This is a genomic window from Spirosoma taeanense (genome assembly GCF_013127955.1).
GTDB lineage: Bacteria > Bacteroidota > Bacteroidia > Cytophagales > Spirosomataceae > Spirosoma > Spirosoma taeanense.
The window spans coordinates 2,866,020-2,886,618 of record NZ_CP053435.1 but is presented as its reverse complement, the minus strand read 5'-3'; the positions used below and the strand labels follow the sequence as shown (position 1 = coordinate 2,886,618).

At 53.3% G+C, this 20,599-nt stretch carries 17 protein-coding genes; 9 read left to right on the top strand and 8 right to left on the bottom strand.

The annotated features are described in order from the left end of the window. Window positions 1–192: 192 nt before the first annotated feature. From HNV11_RS12115 to HNV11_RS12105, 3 genes are read left to right on the top strand one after another with little or no spacing between them, the layout of a single operon-like run. Entirely contained in the window at window positions 193–1,371 is a 1,179-nt protein-coding gene (locus HNV11_RS12115; RefSeq protein ID WP_171739910.1) for an acyl-CoA dehydrogenase family protein, read from the top strand. Then, the gene (locus HNV11_RS12110; RefSeq protein WP_171739909.1) at window positions 1,355–2,101 is read left to right on the top strand and encodes a PIG-L deacetylase family protein; all 747 of its coding nucleotides are present in this window, start codon (window positions 1,355–1,357) and stop codon (window positions 2,099–2,101) included. Before HNV11_RS12115 ends, HNV11_RS12110 begins: the two co-directional genes overlap by 17 nt. 14 nt (window positions 2,102–2,115) lie before the next feature. Beyond that, complete coding sequence (locus tag HNV11_RS12105; RefSeq protein ID WP_171739908.1) at window positions 2,116–2,715, top strand: class I SAM-dependent DNA methyltransferase; 600 nt, start codon at window positions 2,116–2,118, stop codon at window positions 2,713–2,715. On the opposite strand, the gene HNV11_RS12100 is transcribed toward HNV11_RS12105, so the two are convergent. After that, the gene (locus HNV11_RS12100) at window positions 2,712–3,905 is read right to left on the bottom strand and encodes a glycosyltransferase (protein WP_171739907.1); all 1,194 of its coding nucleotides are present in this window, start codon (window positions 3,903–3,905) and stop codon (window positions 2,712–2,714) included. The genes HNV11_RS12105 and HNV11_RS12100 overlap by 4 nt on opposite strands. A gap of 210 nt (window positions 3,906–4,115) precedes the next feature. Here HNV11_RS12100 and parS point away from each other — a divergent pair, with 210 nt between their 5' ends. From parS to HNV11_RS12080, 4 genes are all read left to right on the top strand, one after another. Then, window positions 4,116–4,499, top strand: a complete 384-nt coding sequence (gene parS, locus HNV11_RS12095; RefSeq protein WP_171739906.1) for a type II RES/Xre toxin-antitoxin system antitoxin — start codon at window positions 4,116–4,118, stop codon at window positions 4,497–4,499. Window positions 4,500–4,530: 31 nt separating this feature from the next. Further along, entirely contained in the window at window positions 4,531–4,980 is a 450-nt protein-coding gene (locus HNV11_RS12090) for an RES family NAD+ phosphorylase (RefSeq protein WP_171739905.1), read from the top strand. A 250-nt stretch (window positions 4,981–5,230) separates the two neighbouring features. Next, the gene (gyrA, locus tag HNV11_RS12085; RefSeq protein ID WP_171739904.1) at window positions 5,231–7,744 is read left to right on the top strand and encodes a DNA gyrase subunit A; all 2,514 of its coding nucleotides are present in this window, start codon (window positions 5,231–5,233) and stop codon (window positions 7,742–7,744) included. 143 nt (window positions 7,745–7,887) lie between these two features. Continuing rightward, window positions 7,888–9,348, top strand: a complete 1,461-nt coding sequence (locus HNV11_RS12080) for a tetratricopeptide repeat protein (RefSeq protein WP_171739903.1) — start codon at window positions 7,888–7,890, stop codon at window positions 9,346–9,348. A gap of 605 nt (window positions 9,349–9,953) precedes the next feature. On the opposite strand, the gene HNV11_RS12075 is transcribed toward HNV11_RS12080, so the two are convergent. Both HNV11_RS12075 and HNV11_RS12070 read right to left on the bottom strand, forming a co-directional pair. Further along, window positions 9,954–10,466 carry a helix-turn-helix transcriptional regulator gene (locus HNV11_RS12075; protein WP_171739902.1) on the bottom strand — a complete coding sequence of 171 codons (513 nt, stop codon included), beginning with the start codon at window positions 10,464–10,466 and terminating at the stop codon, window positions 9,954–9,956. A gap of 160 nt (window positions 10,467–10,626) precedes the next feature. Further along, a complete protein-coding gene (locus HNV11_RS12070; protein ID WP_171739901.1) occupies window positions 10,627–11,442 on the bottom strand; it encodes a 2,3,4,5-tetrahydropyridine-2,6-dicarboxylate N-succinyltransferase in 816 nt (271 codons plus the stop codon). 1,102 nt (window positions 11,443–12,544) lie between these two features. On the opposite strand from HNV11_RS12070, the gene gap reads away from it, so the two are divergent. Beyond that, window positions 12,545–13,540 (top strand): type I glyceraldehyde-3-phosphate dehydrogenase, encoded by a 996-nt coding sequence (gene gap, locus HNV11_RS12065; protein WP_171739900.1) that lies wholly within the window; start codon window positions 12,545–12,547, stop codon window positions 13,538–13,540. Between the two features lie 127 nt (window positions 13,541–13,667). Here gap and trmB read toward each other — a convergent pair whose 3' ends face one another. The 3 genes from trmB to HNV11_RS12050 are packed head-to-tail and all read right to left on the bottom strand — an operon-like array spanning window position 13,668 to window position 16,555. Next, window positions 13,668–14,324 (bottom strand): tRNA (guanosine(46)-N7)-methyltransferase TrmB, encoded by a 657-nt coding sequence (gene trmB / locus HNV11_RS12060; RefSeq protein ID WP_171739899.1) that lies wholly within the window; start codon window positions 14,322–14,324, stop codon window positions 13,668–13,670. A gap of 2 nt (window positions 14,325–14,326) precedes the next feature. Then, complete coding sequence (locus HNV11_RS12055) at window positions 14,327–15,613, bottom strand: bifunctional folylpolyglutamate synthase/dihydrofolate synthase (protein WP_171739898.1); 1,287 nt, start codon at window positions 15,611–15,613, stop codon at window positions 14,327–14,329. After that, window positions 15,614–16,555 carry a hypothetical protein gene (locus tag HNV11_RS12050; RefSeq protein ID WP_171739897.1) on the bottom strand — a complete coding sequence of 314 codons (942 nt, stop codon included), beginning with the start codon at window positions 16,553–16,555 and terminating at the stop codon, window positions 15,614–15,616. It lies immediately after the preceding gene. A gap of 226 nt (window positions 16,556–16,781) precedes the next feature. On the opposite strand from HNV11_RS12050, the gene menD reads away from it, so the two are divergent. Beyond that, window positions 16,782–18,536 (top strand): 2-succinyl-5-enolpyruvyl-6-hydroxy-3-cyclohexene-1-carboxylic-acid synthase, encoded by a 1,755-nt coding sequence (gene menD / locus HNV11_RS12045; protein WP_171739896.1) that lies wholly within the window; start codon window positions 16,782–16,784, stop codon window positions 18,534–18,536. A gap of 67 nt (window positions 18,537–18,603) precedes the next feature. Here menD and HNV11_RS12040 read toward each other — a convergent pair whose 3' ends face one another. Both HNV11_RS12040 and HNV11_RS12035 read right to left on the bottom strand, forming a co-directional pair. Then, on the bottom strand, window positions 18,604–19,533 hold the full coding sequence (locus tag HNV11_RS12040; protein ID WP_171739895.1) for a carbon-nitrogen hydrolase family protein: 930 nt from the start codon (window positions 19,531–19,533) through the stop codon (window positions 18,604–18,606). A gap of 24 nt (window positions 19,534–19,557) precedes the next feature. Continuing rightward, window positions 19,558–20,571, bottom strand: a complete 1,014-nt coding sequence (locus tag HNV11_RS12035; RefSeq protein WP_317167989.1) for a tetratricopeptide repeat protein — start codon at window positions 20,569–20,571, stop codon at window positions 19,558–19,560. Window positions 20,572–20,599: the final 28 nt, after the last annotated feature.

Sequence of the window (20,599 nt, the reverse complement as noted above, 5' to 3'; positions counted from 1 at the left end):
GCAGTTTCCGTGAAAACAGTTCGCGCATACAGACGGTTAAGTTCGGACGTACCAGTCGGTTGGAACAGCATCCTTTAGACTGCCTCAGGGATTGTTCAGACAACCACCCGTCGCGGCCAATCGCCGGCGGAACTTGAAAATGACACTACACGAACCGAGCGAACAACCGCTGTAGGGCGACGCTGTATGGCGATGAATGCATTTACGACTAAAACGGACCCGGTCCTGCCCAATCTTATTGACGCTGCTGACTCTAATCAATTCGAGGCCCTGTTACGTCGGATTGCCGGGAAGGCGCCGGACACGGATGAGGAAGGAGCGTTTCCTGAAGAAGCCTTTGCTGATCTGGCCGACGCTGGTCTGCTGGGGGTTACGCTGCCGGGCCGGGAACTGGATTTTAACGGAGCCACTACGGCCCGCCTACTGACCCTGCTCAAGCGAATCGGGGCGGCTAATTTGGCGGTTGGCCGGGTCTATGAAGGCCACATCAACGCCCTGTACCTGATTCATTTATTCGCCAGTCCAGCCCAGCGGGAGAACTGGTACGCTGACGTGGCAGTGCATAACCGGCTGTTCAGCGTCTGGAACACGCAGGCGGCTGATGGCGTGCAGATCGGCGAAATGACCGGGGGCGTCTATCGGCTTGAAGGGGCCAAAACGTTCTGCTCGGGGGCCGGCTGGATTCAGCGGCCGCTGGTGACGGGCGAACTGATCTCCGCCGGTGGCGCGCAGCGCGGCTGGCAGATGGTTATCATCCCCACGGAGCAGGTCAAGCCGATTGAGTCGGACGGCCGGTTCTGGAAACCGCTGGGCATGCGGGCGTCGGCCAGCTTCCGGATGGATTTTACGGGGGTTGAACTCGACGAATCTGCGTTGCTGGGGCGGCCTGGCCAGTACCTGCAGCAACCTTATTTCAGCGGGGGGGCTATCCGCTTTGCGGCCGTACAACTGGGTGGGGCCGAAGCCTTATACGAAGCCACCCGTTCGTTTCTGGGAGCCATGCACCGCACCGATGATCTGCTGCAGCAAAGCCGGCTGGCCGAGATGGCGTATCTGATCGAGTCCGGGAATCAGTGGCTGAAGATGGCCGGCGATAAAACCGACCAGTGGCTGGCGGAAGGGGCCGCAGACGCGAAGATAGTCGCTTATGCCAATATGACCCGGACGGCCATCGAAGAAATCTGTCTGCGGGTGATGCCCCTGGCCGAACGCTGTGTGGGGGCCCGGGGGCTGCTGCGTCCGAATCCGTTCGAACGGATTCATCGCGATCTGACGCTGTATCTGCGTCAGCCCGCGCCCGATGCAACCCTGCTTGATATTGGTAAATACGTGCTAACTAACCCCGACGCGGCTCATGATCTCTGGGGTTGATAAAAGCCGGTGGCTGGAGCAGCAGGCCGTTCCGCTGACGGATCTGGGTCAACTGGGCACTACGCTGGTGGTGGCTCCGCATCCGGATGATGAATCCCTGGGTTGCGGAGGGACAATCGCCCGGTTACGTCAGTCGGGCTATCCGGTGCACGTTTTGTTTGTGAGCGACGGCAGTATGTCCCATCCCAACTCGCCGAGCTTTCCGGCCGAGCGGCTGCGGGCGCTGCGCGAAGCCGAAGCCCGCGAAGCCGTGCAGATTCTGGGGGTTGCGCCGGAGCAGGTTACGTTTCTGCGACTGCCCGATTCGCGGGTGCCGACGCCCGGCGAGCCGGAGTTCAGGGAGGCCGTTACGTCGATGAGGCAGGTATTAACGAGGGTAAAGCCGACGACCGTGCTGGTGCCCTGGCGACGGGACCCGCACCGCGACCACCGGGCGTCGTGGCAAATGCTGCAGACCGCGCTGGAAAACCAGACTGAGCCCCCACGGGTGCTGGAGTACCTGATCTGGCTCTGGGAGCTGGGCAGCGAAGCCGATATGCCTCAGGCCGACGAGATGAACGTCTGGCGGGTAGCCATTGATTCCGTTCTGGCGCAGCGTAATCAGGCCATTGCGGCCCACCGCTCGCAGGTGACCCGGCTGATCGACGATGACCCTACGGCGTTTTACCTGTCGCCCGAACTCTTAACCCATTTTGATGCGCCCCGGGAACTGTTTCTGGAAGTGCTGTAAACCAATCTCTCCGTATGAATACTTCCAAGACCAGCCTGCCGCAGGCGTATTTCGATGACGTCTACCGGGCCAATGAGGACCCCTGGAACTTCACCAGCAGTGCATACGAGCGCGAAAAGTACGAGGCTACGCTGGCGGTCCTGCCCCGGGAACGTTACGCCAGCGCCTTCGAGATTGGCTGCTCGATTGGGGTGCTGAGCGAACGACTGGCGGCTCGCTGCGACAGGCTGCTGGCGGTGGACGCGAGTGAACTGCCGCTGCAGGCCGCCCGTCGGCGACTGGCCCCGTATCCGCAGGCTACTGTAGCACAGATGCAGATTCCGGCGAGCTTCCCCGACGAGTCGTTCGATTTGATTCTGATGTCGGAAGTCGGGTATTATCTGGCAGAACCAGACCTGGACCGCGCCCGCCAGCAGATGCTGGACCACCTGTTGCCGGACGGGCATCTGCTGCTGGTTCACTGGACGCCTTTCGTGCCGGATTACCCGCTGACGGGCGACGAGGTGCACGATTTTTTTATGGATGCGGTAGGGGAAGGCCAACCGCTGATACATCTGCTTAACCAGCGCACGGAAAAATACCGGCTGGATCTGTTTCAGAAACGATCGCTTTAGTCGGCAACATCGTTCAGGCGGGCCTGCAGCCGCAGGAACCGGCGCAGGCCCGCAATCGCCGTGGTGATCGGCACGGGCTGCCAGCGCGCCGACCACCGGCCAACCGCCATCTGCTGCTCTACTCGTTCCCATAGCTCACCGAAACACCCGTACTTCCGGAACTCTTTCCGCAGCCAGGTTTCCGGAATGCCCAGCGCCGTAGCAATGCTCCCCAGGAGTTCATGCGTAGGCACCTGGCCGCCCGCCTGCCAGCAAATCCGGAGTCGATGCCGGTTGCGAAGCCGGATCAGGACGGCTTCGCTGGGCTCCACAACCTGATATTGGCCGGTGCGGTTCAGACCGTTCCAGTAACGTAACTGCTCCGAAAACCCAACTGCCACCCGGCCCTGCAGCCGCGTCGACGTAAAAACCCGCACGTGCGGACTCTTCCGGACTTTGGCGTCGGCCCGGAGCAGAGCCCGGTAGAATGCCTCGTCTTCCAGGTGCGGCACCATTGGCAGCCGCCCGGCCCGGCGATACATGGCGCAGGTAACCGCCAGACTGGCCCCAAAGTGCTGAAAGTGGCGCGGCCAGGGATCATGGGGGCAGGGGTCCAGAATGGATTCGGCGCGGGCAATGAGGGTTCGGTACGTTACGTTCCGGAGATGATTGATCCGGACCGGACTGCCGTCGGGCCGGGTCAAAATCCGGCCGCCAACTGCGTCGTTGCCGTTCGCGATTTCCTGCAGTGTCTGATACACCCATTGCGGATCGACTATCGTATCGCCATCGGTGGAGGCAATAATCCCCTGGGGTTTGTCCAGGCTCATCAAGCGTCGGTAGGCTTCGTCCATGAGTAGCCGCCGGACCGTGCCAACATTAGCCTGGTGATCGGGCAGGGCAATCTGGGCAACATGCAGCGGGAAATCCGGAAACTGCCGTTGGTACTGACGGGCAATGGCATAGGAGCGGTCCGTGCAGTTGTTAGCCAGCAGCAGAACTTCGTAATGAGCCGGAGGGAGGGGCTGGCCGTGCGGGTCCTGCTGCCGGCGCAGCGCGTCCAGAGTCTGGGTCAGGTGGTGAGCCTCGTTACGTACCGGCACCACAACGGTTAGCAGTAACTGAGGGGCGGGGAGGGGCTGGGCAAATAAACAGGGATGAAGGGGTAAGCGAGATTTACGCGCAGTGCTGGCGTGTAAGGCTGTTTCCATGCTGGGTAGAGAACCTACGTAGTCTATCTGAGCCAATACACCCGATAGGAAAACGTGGTATAGCTACAACCGGGCTTAGCCCAGATTGTTCCCGGAATCGGGCCAATAATCAACCCAGGGCGGGTATTGACCTAATTCCGAACAGACCAACGCACGGAAACTCCGGGACAAATTTCTTTGTTTATGAGACAAAAGTCTTATATTTGCGCCATGATCATACCAGACCGTACCGCACTCGTCTTTTCCGCGCTGAAGGGGGTTCCCGCGACGCGCTTTTTTGAAATTGCGGACCTGACCGGCTATAAACGCGAACAGCTGGCTGAGGTGTTTGACACCTCACTCAAAACCTTTCAGCGGTACGAACGGGAACAGCGGAAACTTAACCCGCAGGACAGCGAGAAAGTCCTGAAGATTATGGTCCTGTTCCGGACTGGTGAATCGGTATTTGGCTCGGCGGAGGCCTTCCGGCGGTGGATGGACAAACCTGCCTACGGGCTGGGTAATCAGGTTCCGTTTGATTTGCTGCATACCTCGGGCGGTATTGATCTGATTCTGGATGAGGTTGTCCGGATTGAATACGGCGATCTGGCCTGAAACTCGGCCAACCGGACGGGACTTATTTCCAATGCTTGTTTATCGGATTGCCAAAACTATCTATACCGACCGCCTGGTGGCTTCGGGCGGGGCTGCGCGCTGGAACAGCCGGGGGCAGTTTGTTATCTATACAGCCGCCAGTCGGGCACTGGCCTGCCTGGAAAACGTGGTTCATCGTAGTGGGGAAGGTTTGCTGGACGGCTTTCGGGTCATGCTAATCGATATCCCCGACGATCTGGCGGTTGATGCGGTTTCAGTTGAGGCTTTACCCGCTGACTGGTTTGATTTCCAGCAGTATGGTTTCTGCCAGCAGATAGGAGGGGAGTGGCTTCGGAGCGGACGTTCAGCCGTCCTGCAAGTGCCCTCGGCGATTATCACCCACGAATGGAATTACCTGCTGAATCCGTCCCATCCGGATTTTGCCCGGATTCGGCTGCGCCAGACCGAGCCGTTCACCTTTGATCCCCGGATTAAATCCTGACCTATGAGCCGGTTGATCTGTATACGTTTTTGTTGAAATAGAATTGTATTTCAAATAGACGACAGGGCTGTGGATTATGCTGAAACCGATCTGATTGGAACACAGCCGAAAGGGCGGTTTTCAGGCGTTTTAGCAGGTATTTGTGCCATTATTTCCATTTCTTCTAAAAATTTTGTATATTTGTCTATACAGCGGTCTACGCGCAGCGTGTGGGCCGGAATAGTAATTTTCTGCGAAACTCCTTTGTCACATGGCGGAAGAAAATCCCGACCTCGAATCGCCCAGTAACATCATTCCCATCAACATTGAGGACGAAATGCGTGGTGCCTACATTGACTATTCAATGTCGGTCATCATTTCGCGCGCTCTGCCCGACGTACGCGACGGTCTCAAGCCGGTGCATCGCCGGGTGTTGTTTGGGATGGCTGAACTGGGGGTTAACTACAACAAACCACATAAAAAATCAGCGCGTATCGTCGGGGAGGTATTAGGTAAATACCACCCGCACGGCGATTCCTCCGTGTACGATACCATGGTCCGGATGGCCCAGGACTGGTCTCTGCGTTACCCTCTGGTTGACGGACAGGGTAACTTTGGCTCGATTGATGGCGACTCGCCGGCCGCCATGCGGTACACGGAAGCCCGGCTGAAGCGCATTGCGGATGAGATTCTGGCTGACATCTATAAAGAAACGGTTGATTTCCAGCCCAACTTCGACGATTCGCTCGAAGAGCCGAGCGTTATGCCGGCCAAACTGCCGAACCTGCTGCTCAATGGCTCGTCGGGGATTGCCGTGGGGATGGCGACCAACATGGCCCCCCACAACCTGACCGAGGTGGTGGATGGCATTACGGCCTACCTGAGTAACAACGACATTACGGTCGAAGAACTAATGGAGTTCGTCAAGGCGCCCGACTTTCCAACGGGTGCCACGATCTACGGCATGGAAGGCGTGAAGTCAGCCTTTAAAACAGGCCGGGGACGGGTGGTTATGCGGGCGCACGCGACCATCGAAGAAAACCGGGGCAAGACGCAGATCATCGTAACGGACGTACCGTACATGGTCAACAAAGCGGTCATGCTCGAAAAGACGGCCGAACTCATCAACGACAAAAAGATCGAAGGCATCACGGCTTTCCGGGACGAATCCGACCGGGACGGTCTGCGGGTCGTTTATGATCTGCGGAAGGATGCCATCCCGAACGTTGTCCTGAACAACCTGTATAAGCACACGGCCCTTCAATCGTCATTCGGTATCAACAACGTTGCCCTTGTTAAGGGACGGCCGATGCTGCTGAACCTGAAGGACATGATCAAGTATTATGTCGAGCATCGGTTCGAGGTCGTCACGCGTCGGACGCAGTACGAACTGCGGGAAGCCGAAAAGCGGGCGCATATCCTGGAAGGGCTGCTGATCGCGCTCGACAACATCGACGCTGTGATTGAACTGATCCGTTCGTCGCGCGATCCGGAGGTAGCCCGTACGGGATTAATGGAGCGGTTCTCGCTGAGCGACGCACAGGCAAAAGCCATCCTGGAAATGCGTCTGCAGCGCCTGACGGGGCTGGAGCGCGACAAACTGCAGGGCGAGTACGACGAGCTGATGCGGGAAATCGCTGACTACCGGGAGATTCTGGCCAGCGAAGACCGCAAGCGGCAGGTGATCAAGGACGAACTGGCCGACATCCGCGCCCGTTACGGCGATGCCCGCCGGACGGAGATCAACGCGCTGGGCGACGGCAACATCAGCGACCTTTCCTTGATTGCCGATGAGGACATGGTCATTACCATCTCGCACGAAGGCTATATCAAACGGACGCCGACGACCGAATACCGCTCGCAGAGTCGGGGTGGGGTAGGCGCGAAGGCCGCGGCCACGAAAGAAGAGGATTTTACCGAGCATCTCTTCACGGCCACGATGCACAACACCCTGCTGGCCTTTACCCAGAAAGGACGGCTCTACTGGCTGCCGGTGTATGAACTGCCCGAAGGTTCGCGCATCTCCAAAGGGCGCCCGCTGGCAAACTTCATCAACATTGAGTCGGACGATAAGGTACGGGCGGTCATCAACGTAACGGACCTGAAGAACGAGGACTACATCAACAACAATTACCTGGTGATGTGTACCCGGCAGGGCACGATTAAAAAGACCATGCTGGAAGCGTTCTCCCGCCCGCGCCAGAACGGAATCATTGCGATTACGATCGATGAAGACGACCAGCTGATTGGCGTCTGCCTGACCAACGGTGATAACGATATCGTCATCGCGTCGAGCGCGGGTAAGGCGGTCCGTTTCCACGAAAGCCGGGTGCGGCCCATGGGGCGTACAGCTGCGGGCGTACGGGGAATCTCACTCGATGAGGAAGACAAAACGAATTATGTGGTGGGCATGGTCTGCATTGGCGCACCGGATACCCAGCTGCTGGTAGTTTCCGAAAAAGGCTACGGTAAACGTTCCGATATCGAGGAGTACCGGATCACGGACCGGGGTGCCAAAGGCGTGGGTACGTTGAAGGTGACCGAAAAAGTTGGCCGCTTAGTCGCCGTGCTGGACGTAACGGATAACGATGATCTGATGATCATCAATAAATCTGGGATTGCCATCCGGACCCCGATCGAAGATATCAGCGTAATCGGGCGGAATACCCAGGGCGTGCGACTGATTAGTTTACGGGACGGCGATGAGATATCGTCGGTGACCAAGATCAAAAAGGAAGAAGCCGAGGAAACGTTTGTTCCGGTAGTCGAAGCGACTGAAGACTAGTCCGGAGTATAAAATAGTTGAGCCGTTCGGGAAGGGGAGACCTATTGTTCTGAACGGCTCAAACATTTTATACCCGGTCATGCTTATACGGATTGATTCCGTACTTTCGTTCTTTAAATTAAAACACACAACCAAAAGTACACATGAAACCAATCTTTTTAGCAATGCTGGGGTGCACGCTGACGTTTGGAGCGTACGCTCAGAACCAGCAGGCGCAGGGCACCACCAATGCCGTAGACGCAGCTATGTTGGAGTCGAAGCAAAAAGACAAGGAGAAAAGCGATAAGGCGATCACCGATCCGAAAGCGTCGGCAAAAGCAAGCACCTGGATGGACCGGGCTAAACTCTATCAGGAATTTTCGGCTCCCCAGTTGATGAAACTGGATTCAAATGGAGCCCTGGTGGCCTATGAAGCCTACAATAAAGTTGTTGAGCTGGATAAAGATAAAAAAGGGGGCCCCGGTCGGCTGGCAAAAGAAGCACAGGATGCCCTAAAAAGCCGCGAACTCTATAACGCGATCATGCAGCAGGGAGTTGCCAAGTTCCAGGCGAAAAATTACCCTGAAGCTATAAAGGTGATGACACTGGCGAGCACTGTACTGCCACAGGATACGCTTGCTCCGCTGTACACCGCTATTGGGGCGCAGCAGATTCAGGACAACGCAACGGCTAAAACCCAGCTGGAAAAATACATTGCCAACGGAGGGAAAGATGCGTCGATCTATGGCTCGCTGGCTATGCTTTATCGGAATGATAAGGAAATCGATAAAGCGCTGACGGCCCTCGATAAAGGAATAGCGCTGGCGCCGGGGAATAAAGATCTGTCGAACGAGCGGATTAACATCATGCTGGCTTCGAACCGGATGGATGAGGCCATCGCGGGCATGAAGCAAATGATCGAGAAGGATCCTAACAACGTACAGAACCTGGTGAACCTGGGAATTCTCTACGATAACAGTGCGGCCAAGCTGGAGACCGAAGTGCGTAAGCTGGAAGGTGAAAGCCGTAAAGGAGGAGACATAAAAACCAAGCTGGCAGCTCAGAAAGACGCGCTGGACGCCATCAACGGAGAGGTAGCCCGTCTGTCGGCTAAGGTAAAGAAAGAACCCCGGAATGCAGAGGCAAAACGTCAGCTGGCCGACGTAACCAAGCGGCAGGCCGATACCAAAGCTATGGTTGCTCAACTGGATGCCCAAGCGAAGGAAGAAGCAGCGAACAGCGCCAGTACAGCTGGTAACGCAGGCAAACTGGCCGAGATAAAGCCCAAACTGGAAGAGCAGCGTAAAATGGCAAAGGATTACTATATGAAGGCGCTGGCCGTTGATCCGAACAATTACGATGCGAACTTTAGTCTGGGCGTTGTTTATTTTAACGAAGCGGTTCTGATGAAGCAGGATGTCGATAAAATGGACATGGCCGAGTACAACAAGCGTGGTAAAGAAGCGGATGGTCTGGTTTGCGGAAAATTCAAGCAGGCGTTGCCATACTTCACCAAAGCTAAGTCGATTAAAGATGAGGCTGACCTGAATGAGAACTTGACGAACCTGCAGAACATTCTGAAGCAGTACGAAGATCGGAAGATCGTTTGCGTAGAAAGTAAGTAATTAAATAGAGGATAGGGTCGGCGGAAGCTGACCCTATTTCTTAAAAACTCTACTTAACATAATATAAATTATACAACAAGTCTCAAGAGCAAACCAAATGGCAAATACACAGACAGTAGGTTATCAATCTTAGGAAACCAGTTGCTGGTTACGGCTGTATTCTCATACGTTATAGGACCGTTGAGCAATTCTTACGGGGCAAAAAAAACGTGTCGTTGACGCGTATCTGGAAGCGAGCCACAACCGTATTTGTAAAATATCCACGTGGAACACTAAAGTCTTGCTTTACAAGCAGTTAGCTTAAAAACCCCTTCAATACGCTTGAAATGGCTATTCCTATGACAAATAACGAAGAGTATTACCGCCTAAAAGCGCCTAAACTATTTCTTTAGCATAACAATACAGGGCGCTTAGAGAGTTGAGGCTCATGAGATCCCGAACGCAATCTGTAATACTGAGACAAGCTGGCAGCTGTGGAGCACCCGTAAAGCTATTGGTGTAAAACTGCTACTAGAATCTAAATGGCGATTAAAGTAGCTTATAAAGAGATACCCTAAATTTTAAACTAGCCAGATCGAGGTTATTTTTCCCATCATGATCATGACTTAGCTGGCAGGCGTGTACTCCCGGAAGGAACCATCCGTGTAAAAAATCAGAATTCGTTCAACCTTCTTTTCACCAGTAACTGATGCCGGGGCGTTCGTTGAGGCTGAGGCCAGTTCGGATGATGAAGCAACCGGACTAACCGGCGGAATCTCGGTACGTTGCGTTGTACGGGTACCAATGGGCGAAGCATTAAAGTAAGGTGGAGAGAAAGTAGCGGGGTTATTGCTTTGCTGCGAACGCTCAGCAGGCTGTCGGTTAGATGGTCGATTCATGTACCCTGCGGATGAATTTGCCCCCTGAATATTCATTGAAGATTCTTCTTCCATAATCCATTCGTAACCGAGTTCAGGAAACCGACGGATGATTTTCTGAATAATGTCGAAACTAGGCCGGTTACGACCTGACAGTATATGCGAGATACTGGAGCGCTGAACGCCAATTTCGTCCGCGAAATAAGACGGAGTTAGGTTCTTGTCAATCAGTATCTGTTTAATCTTGTCATTGATGTTCATGGCAAAGGTGATTTTGTAATTGTCAAATATAAAAGTAAATCTGATATGATACATCAATTTATATCTGTAATTTAATTGAATAAACAAAAGTCCATTTACAGACGTAAATGGACTTTTGTGAAAGTACATTGAGACAAGATTATTGTATCATGTTAATAAATTAAACGGATACATTGTTTTCCCGGAGGGCATCATTCAGCGAAGTTTTTAAATCTGTAGAAGCTTTACGCTCACCAATAATGATGGCACAGGGTACATGAAAATCACCAGCGGGGAATTGTTTAGTATAACTCCCCGGAATAACAACGGCATTAGCGGGAACAAAGCCTTTATACTCGACCGGTTTAGTACCCGTCACGTCGATAATTTTAGAAGACCCTGTTATGGTAACACCAGCCCCCAGCACTGCCCGTTTCCCAATGTGGGCACCCTCGACAACAATGCACCGTGAACCAATAAAAGCGCCGTCTTCCACAATGACCGGGGCCGCTTGTGGTGGTTCAAGAACCCCTCCTATTCCAACGCCCCCACTAAGATGAACATCCTTACCAATCTGGGCGCAACTACCAACCGTTGCCCAGGTGTCGACCATAGTACGCTCATCAACATAAGCACCGATATTGACATAAGATGGCATGAGGATAACACCCGGAGCCTGGTAGGATCCATAGCGAGCTACGGCTGGTGGGACCGCGCGAACTCGAGCCTCGGCGAAGTTTGTCTTGAGTGGAATTTTGTCATGGAAAGTGAAAATGCCTACCTCGTCTGACTTCATCTGCTGGCTGACAAAATAAAGTAAAATCGCTTTTTTAACCCACTCGTTTACGGTCCACTCCTTTGTTTCGTCGACTGGCGGATTGGCTACCCGAAGTTCCCCCTTATCTAATTGATCAATTATGCCCCTAATCAACTGCAGGGACTCAGGTTCTGCGAGTAGCTCCCGATCAGCCCATATTTTTTCAACTTCAGTACTCATCAATATTAAAGTAATAGTTTATAGAAACGATTATAACTATCTGAATAACAGCACTTTTATAATTATACCAAAATAAAATTCTGTTTACCAGTATATAATATATGTATCATCTCCTTGGCTTGTCAAAGGTAAGGAGAACCGTTGTATAGTTGAAACATACGCTTTTAAAAATTTTAAATGTGTGTACGCATGAAGTCATTTGTGTAATAGTTGCTTGATATAAATCTCCTATGATTTGATAGCAAATAAACCGTTAGAAAAACCGAATGCGCTGGCTAGCGTATAGCAAGCTTTCGTTATCCGTAACCACGTACAGCAGCTTGCCTTTAAACTCTTCAAGATACTGCTCTTTACTTGCCCTACTCTCTAGCTTTCGGATAAATGTATTACTCAATATAAACTTAGTAGAGTAACCTAATTGTTTGACAAATCTGGTTCATCTTATAGGGTACTATTATCATGAATGAGCTTACTGACCAGACTGCTGATCATACCCTATCTACACGTAAAAGAGATAAGCTACTCCAGGAATACTTCCGGCCTTCGTTGGTTAGTTTTCAAATTAGATTTGATTCGTTATGCATAAGATTGGTTACTGACCACCAGTATCTAATTTGCAATGCTTAATGATGAGTCTAAGAAATAGTTGAGAGATGGAGAAAGGAATGAAGAATAAATATTTTGGTAAAATTTTATCGACTAAAATTGGTGGAAACTAACCTTTGATAACGCTTAGCATATAAAATCCAGTAGTTTGCTCACAACACTTAGATCATAACTTAGTAATTGTTTAGTGCTGATTTCGATATGGATAATAATTACTCCCCTACTCTTTAGCGTAATAGTTACTAGAGATATTTTTAGTAAAATAGCGAATTATATTTAGTAAATATTAGTATTTATGTTATATTCAGCTAATATGCAGGAGTTTTGTTAGTCAATTCAGCTAAAATAACTAAAAAATATTAGCTTTTACTAATAAATAAACTAATTTTCGCTAAATGTTCGAATATTTTACTAAAAATTAGGCTCTTAGTAAATACACTCTCCACTTTATATTAATCCTTATATTTGGCCCCGAATCAAACCTATTATCAAGTTCATGGAAAAAATACGCGTTGCCATCAATGGCTTCGGACGGATCGGACGATTGTCGTTCAGACGGCTCCTCGAAAAAGAAAACATTGAGATCGTAGCGATAAACGATCTGACCGATAATGCGACACTGGCGCACTTACTAAAATATGACTCTGTGCACGGTAAATTCTCAGGTGAAGTTCTATCTGACAATGAAAGCCTGACGGTTAATGGAAAACGGATTAACGCCTACGCCGAACGCGATCCTAAGAACCTCCCCTGGCAACAGCTCGGTATTGACGTAGTCCTGGAGTCTACAGGCCGGTTCGTTGATGAAGCAGGAGCCGGTATGCACCTACAGGCAGGTGCTAAAAAAGTGGTTATCTCGGCACCAGCTAAGGGAAACATTCCTACAGTTGTGCTTGGTGTAAATGACGATACACTTACCGGGGACGAAACCATCGTTTCGAACGCGTCCTGTACCACCAACTGCCTTGCCCCAATGGCAAAAGTTCTCGACGATGTATTCGGTATCGAGAAAGGTTATATGACTACGATCCACGCCTATACGGCAGACCAGAATCTTCAGGATGCTCCGCACTCCGATATGCGCCGGGCTCGTGCTGCTGCCCTGTCGATCGTTCCAACATCGACGGGTGCTGCCAAAGCCGTTGGCTTAGTGTTACCCCAGTTGAAAGGCAAGCTCGATGGTAACGCCATGCGTGTTCCCACGCCGGACGGCTCATTAACCGACCTGACCGTTATTCTCAAGCGCGAAGCTTCCGTAGAGGAAATTAATAATGCCATGAAGCAGGCATCAGAAGCTAACCTGAGCGGTTACCTGGAGTATTGCGTAGATGAGATTGTTTCCATTGACATTATTGGCAATCCTCACTCCTGCATTTTTGATTCCCGATTGACAACTGTTAACGGAAATCTGGCGAAGGTAGTTGGCTGGTATGATAATGAGTATGGCTACTCAAGCCGCGTTGCGGACCTGATGACCAAACTGTTTAAATAAAGTAACAGCTCACTCAGTCTATTTACATTACTCTATTTAACAATACGAATCCATAAGTGCACAATGTTAAATAGGCTTCGGTTACAAAATACAATTTAAGATATGGACGGGTGGGGTTTACAAAACTTCACCCGTTTTTACATTGTAAATAGTTAATTGTAAACCCCTTGCTGAAAAAGAGTTGTTCGTATTTTGTCTTGATACCCAGGTGAATTTCATTCAGCTCTGAATTATATAAATCAGTTGTCGAATGTAAATCCTTAAAGCTACACTCCTTAATCTTTTCCAGACTATAGCTGAACAGTTCCGGATTGTCAGTTTTCAAATGCAGCGTACCGCCCGGTACCAGCAACTCCTTGTATACGGCCAGAAAGCGCGGATGGGTCAGGCGGTGCTTCTCTTGTTTGGGGCGTGGCTGAGGATCGGGAAACGTAATCCAGATTTCATCTACTTCGTCCTTGGCAACAAACTCCCGTAAATAATTGATGTCCGTTCGAAGAAAGCCAACGTTCATTAACCCCAATGTCTGAGCTACTTTAGACCCCCGGGCGATCCGGTCTCCCTTAATGTCAACCCCGATAAAATTCTTATCTGGAAACGCCTGCGCCAGGCCAATTGTGTACTCTCCTTTACCACAGGCGAGCTCGAGTACAATCGGGTTATTGTTCTTAAAATAGTCTGTTCGCCACTGGCCCTTAATGGTTTTATACTGCGGTTTACCGACTTCAATTACATGGGCGCTTTCCACATTATGCAGAAAGTGATGCTGTTTTCGACGCGTCACGGTTATAGATTAGTTAATTCGGCAATGATGTAATTACTGCCCGTAATCAGAATCAGGTCTTCGGGCGATGAATTTTGTAAAGCGGCCGCTAGTGCGGAGTTTACATCGGAGAAACTCTCTCCTATCCGGCCAAGAACTGCGGCTTCTGCCTGCAGTATTTCGGCGGGTAAAGATCGGGGCGTCTGGGCCTGACAGAAGTAATACTTGGCCTCAGGAGGCAATAAGCCCAAAATCTTCGACCGGTCTTTATCGGCAACTAGCCCGAGCACTATCCGTAAATTCGCATGAGGCAGCGAGTAGATCGTTGTCAATAAAGCAGATATGCCCGGTTGATTGTGCGCGGTGTCGGCAATAACGCGAGGAAATTCCTGCAGGGTCTGGAACCGGCCTTTTAAGCCCGTTGAACGTACCACCGACCGCAGGCCGATCAGCTGTGCCTCTTCCGGTACGGGCAGGAGCGCTTGTAAAACAGCCACTGTGGTTAAGGCTCCCACAACGTTTTTCAGCTGGTAAGCCCCCGTCAGATCCAGTTCAATGATATTCGTCTGTCCGTTGTTTCTGGTAATCCGAATCCGACGCACCCCTTTTAGTAACCCCTCATCGGCAACATGGGATTCCTGATCCGCAAAGACCAGGGGCGCTTTGGCCGCCTGGGCTCCCTCCTGGAAAACATCGGCCGTTTCGGGATGGGTTTCGCTAATGATTACGGGAATACCGGGTTTGATAATCCCGGCTTTCTCTCGGGCAATCTGAGGCAGTGTCTCCCCCAGGATATCGGTATGATCCAACCCAATATTCGTAATGACCGATGCAATCGGGGTAATTACGTTTGTGGAGTCCAGCCGCCCGCCCAGTCCCACCTCAATGATGGCGACGTCGACGGACTGGCGCGCAAAGAAATCGAACGCCAGGACTACCGTTACTTCAAAAAACGACGGCTCAACCGCTTCGATTAAATCTTTATGCTGAACAACAAACTGAGCAACCTCGTCTTCGGCAATGGGTTGCCCATTGAGCCGGATACGCTCGGTAAACGACTTGAGGTGGGGAGAAGTATACAATCCCACCCGGTACCCAGCTGACTGGTAGATGGCCGCCAGCATGTGGGACGTGCTGCCTTTCCCGTTCGTTCCGGCGACGTGAATGCTGCGAAACCGATGCTGGGGATTGCCCAGGGCTTCGCACAAACGGAGTGTATTGCCCAGGCCCGGCTTCAGGGCTTTGGGACCAATACGATGAAAAACAGGGAGCCGACTATATAGATAGTCGATTGCTTCCGGGTACTGCATTTACTTCGAGGTAATAATAAATTTAATCGTCCCGGTAGCCGACGGAGGGGTTGCTCCGCCTTTGGGCCGCAACCGCAGCCGCTGCACGGCTTTCCGGTACACTTCCAGCACAGCCGGACTGACGGTCGTCTGCTGGGTTCGGATATTGACGACCTCTCCGTTGCCATCGACCGTAATCTTGAAGATAATCGTCCCGGTTTCGTCGGAGTCGTCGTTTACGTTCGGACGACCGGCCAATGCCCAGCCCGATACGTCGAACGCTACGCCCGAAGCACCGCCACCGGGAGTACCGTATAAGCTTTTCGCATCGATCTTCCCGTTGGGATTTCCTTTATCGCCGACGCCACTCGCGTCGTCGCCGTTGTTGTTGCCACCCGTACCGGAAGCTTTTCCGACAGTACCATTCGAACCTCCCCCGCCCGATGACCGCTTGAACAGTGCATCGTTGTTAACCGTTTCCACTTTTTTAGGCGGTGCCGGGGGAGCCGGACGCTCAACGGGGGCCGCTGGTTTCGACGTCTCCACGCGTTTCGGCTCGGGCCGTTCGGGCGTGGTCACCGGGCTTTCTGCTTTACTCGCAATAAGCGGTTTCTCGGCCGCTACCTTCGCCGGTTTTACGTTCTCCACCTTGGGAACGGGCGTCGGGGTTGACTTCTCCAGGCGGGGCGTTGTGGTTACTTTTGGATTGGGCCGTTTCTCAGCGGCTTTAACGTCAACGGGGTTGGGCGAGTCAGACGCTTTGTTATACGTCTGGATACGGCCACTCCCCCGGGCATCGGTACCAAAGTTCACCTCCACAAACTGAATGGGGGGCGGATTAGGGATGGTCTGGGAAAGCTGAACGAAAAACAAGACCACCAGCAGGACCAGGTTGATGGCAAACGCACCGGCCAGAGACTTCAGCCGGATTTCTTTCTCGTTCTCAAACGTGATGCGGTTCATGAAACTAAAGACTGGGGTTTGGTTCTATAACGTCGATCCTGACCGCTTCGTTTACCGGGCGCAGGAATGTCTTGTGGGATTAAGCCGGGTTCTAGAACAAAGTAACAGAAAATCTCCGACAGATGCGGACGATAACGTCCCCGGACTCCAACTCCACCCCAATCTCTTGCCCGTGACGTAACGAGGCATTGCGTATGTTTGCAGCCTTAACCGTGTTGCTTTTGCTATGCCTATCCTGCAGCCTATTGTCGATCTGGCCGAGATGCTCGTTCAGAAAGGAATTACCGATGTTCTGGTTTCACCGGGGTCGCGCTCCGCTCCGCTGACGCTGGCCGTGGCGCGGCACCCCCGGCTGCGGGTGCGGGTCATGGCCGATGAACGGTCGGCGGGTTTTGTAGCGCTGGGGCTCGCTCAGCAAAGCGGGCGGCCGGTCGCGGTCATCTGTACGTCGGGCAGTGCCGTTTATAACCTCGCTCCGGCCGTCGCCGAAGCGTTTTTCCAGCATATACCGCTGCTGTTGCTGACCGCCGACCGGCCCCATGAGTGGCTTCACCAACAGGATGGACAAACGATGGACCAGATTGGGGTATTTGGCCCTCAGGTGAAACGCAGTTACGATCTGCCCGCTGACTACCAGCATGCCGACGCCCGCTGGTTCATTGAACGGTCGGTTAACGAAGCCATTCACCTGAGTCAACTAGCTCCGGCCGGGCCGGTACATATCAATGTTCCGCTGCGGGAGCCGTTTTACCCGGCCGCCGATGAGTCGTTTCAGTTTGGACCGGTTCGGGTGATTGAAACCTTATCGACCCAGCCAACGCTGTCTCCCGATACCTGGCATACCCTGCTCGACGAATGGGATCAGACCGAACGGATCCTGATTGCCGTTGGGCAACTCCCCCGCGATCCGGCGTTAAGCCAGCTATTACGTCAGATCAGCGAAGAGTTTAGCGTACCGATTGTGGGCGAGATCGTTAGTAATCTCGCCCACAATGGCCAGTTTATTACCCATACGGATACGTTCCTGTCGGGTTTATCCGCCGACCGGGGCCGGCAACTCCGACCCGATCTGCTGATTACGCTGGGCGGCTCGTTTCTGACCCGTAATCTAAAAACCTTTTTCCGAGCCTACCCAGCCCTGCGGCACTGGCACATTCAGCCGAGCATCGACCGGATTACCGATTCGTTTCAGAGCCTGACGACGCTCATTCCGGCCGAGTCACTGGCGTTCCTGCAAAAACTTTTCGCCGACCTCGATTACCAGCGATTTTTGCAGGGCGCCGAAGACGAAGATGCGGGAGCGTATCTGCGCCAGTGGCAGACTGCCGACCAGCAGGCCGCCCGGCTCATTCACCAGACTCTCGACGCGGTTAATCAACCCCTGACGGACTGGTCGGCCGTTCAGCAGGTGCTCGACCAGCTTCCAGAGAACTCCATCCTGCATCTGGCGAATAGTATGCCTATCCGTTACGCCAATCTCTGCGGCCTCGACGAACGGCAGGGCATTCAGGTTTCGGTAAACCGGGGTGTCAGCGGGATTGACGGCTGTCTGAGTACGGCCGTTGGAGCCGCCCTCGCTACCGAGCGAATCGTTACGCTGCTTATTGGGGATGTGGCTTTCTTCTACGACCGGAACGCCCTCTGGTCGGCCCCCGTTCCGGCTAACCTCCGGATCGTCCTGCTCAACAACGACAGCGGGCACATCTTCCGGCTCATTGACGGTCCCGGGCGACAACCCGAACTCGTAACGTATTTCGAAACTCCGCATGGGTATACGGCCCGCAATACCGCCAGCGACGCCCGGCTTGTGTATGAGCACTGCGATTCGATCGAAACGCTCACCTCGCTCCTCCCCGACTTTTTCCAGGTAAGCGAGCAGGCCAAGCTGATCGAGATAACCACGGATAAGCTGGTGAACCAACGGCAGTTTTCTACGTACAAAGCCGCCCTAAACGTGCATTACGCGGAAAGTGATCAGTAACGATAACTATAGTTATAGTTACTGGGGATCTCTCGAAGCAACTCGTCTGGTAAAATTTCTTCATGGCTTAAATTTGAGAAAAGGGCGGCTGATTCGTTACGTCCAGCCGGAACACGTCGGGTCGGGCATAATGGCCAACGGGATCGAAGTCAAGTTTACTTTTTATCAGAACCTCAAAATCGAGTTCGGCCGTCAGTAAACCTTCTTCATCCCACAGGGGTCCGGCCAGCACCTCCCCCATAGGTGACATAATGACGCTACCGCCCCGGCTCATAATCGCCGGCTCGTTGGTCAGATCAGGCTGGTAACGCCCGGGATAATCGCTCTTCCGCACGAACTGGTTGCTGGCCAGCACAAAACAGCGTCCTTCCAGGGCGATATGCTGCATGGTCGCCTGCCAGGACGGACGCATATCGGCCGTGGGCGCCAGATAGATCTCGATCCCCTGCTGGTATAAAGCCGTTCGCGCCAGCGGCATATAGTTTTCCCAGCAGATCAACCCGCCGATCCGTCCCAGATCCGTATCGTAGCCAAGCAGCGTACTCCCGTCGCTTTCGCCCCAGATGTAGCGCTCCAGACCGGTGGGCTTTAGTTTGCGGTGCCGTCCCAGCAGACGGCCATCCGGCGCGAAGTAAAACAACGAACAATACAGCGTTCCACCGACGGGTTCGCGTTCGGTGACGCCCAGTGCCACGAACATCCCCGCTTTACGGACCGCTTCGCTGATCCGGCGCGTCTGTATCGAATCGGCTTCCAGACTGTTGGCCCAGTAATCGAGCCACATGGCCCGGCCGTTTTCGGTTCGACGACCGACCACCGCTTCAAACGTTAAGCCGCGGGGATACGCCGGAATAAACGATTCCGGAAACAACACCAGCTGACAACCGGCCTCAGCGGCTTTTTCGATCCAGGCAAGAACGATCTCAACGCTTCGGTCGAGATCAAAGAGCGCGGGGGTGGCCTGCACAACCCCAACTTTGGGCTTTTTGAATTCCATAGGATATCGACGCGTCGGCTGTGCTCAGCCCTGACAATGCCTCTTCCGGGCGTTAGCCGCCTGCTCATCCCCGGCCGATTCACCCCGACGCCAGGCCTGGCAGGCCTCCGTCCGATTACCCGCGGCCTGCTGAGCGGTTCCGAGATAATAATATAACTGATCGACGGACGCATCCAGCTGTTCGGCCCGCCGGAACGCGGTCAGTGCCTGCGTGGGCTGGTTCTGGCGAAGGTAATAGATACCCAGCGTCCGGTGTGCCCAGGCGTTCTGCGCATCGCGCCGGAGGGACTCCTGCACCAGCGGCAGGGCTTCGGCTGGCCGGTTCAGTTCCAGCAACAGATACGCTTTGTTGTTCAGATAGTAAGGCTGCCCCGGCTGCACGGCCAACGCCCGGTCCACATACGTCAGCGCTTCGGCATACTTGCCCGAGCGGGCCAGCAGCAGGCTCAGGTTGTTCAGAGCCGCGTCCTGCCGGGGATTAAGCTGCAGGGCCCGCTCAATATCCTGGCGTGCCAGCTCATAGGCTTTCTGATTAAAGAATAAAGCCCCCCGGTTCGTCAAGGCCTCTACGTTGCTGGGATTTAGCTGGATGGCCCGGTCATAGGCCGCCTGTGCCTGCGCCGGATTATTCAGTCGAACAAAGGTATCGCCCAGCCGGGTCTGGTAAAACGTGGAGTCGCTGTATTCGGTTGCGATCCGCTGCAGGTCCGCCAGGCTACCGGCGGCATCACCCGTTTCGAGCAGCACCTCGGCGCGGTTCAGGTAAGCCGCCCCAAAATCGGGATCGGCCTGGATGGCCCGACTGTAATCGGCCAGCGCTCCCTCCCGGTCGTCGTTGCGGAAGCGGGCCAGCCCCCGGTTATTGTAGGCATCGGCAAAATCCGGTTTCTTCTCGATGGCTTCCGTATAATACCGGATGGCTTCGCGGTATTCGCGCTTCTGCAGCTGAACATTTCCCCGCAGAAAAAACTGGGCCGCTTCGTCGGTGCGCTGGTCGCAGCTATACAGAACGGTTACACAAAAAAGAAAAGAGATCACACAGGCCATCCGGTTAATTCCGGGCGGA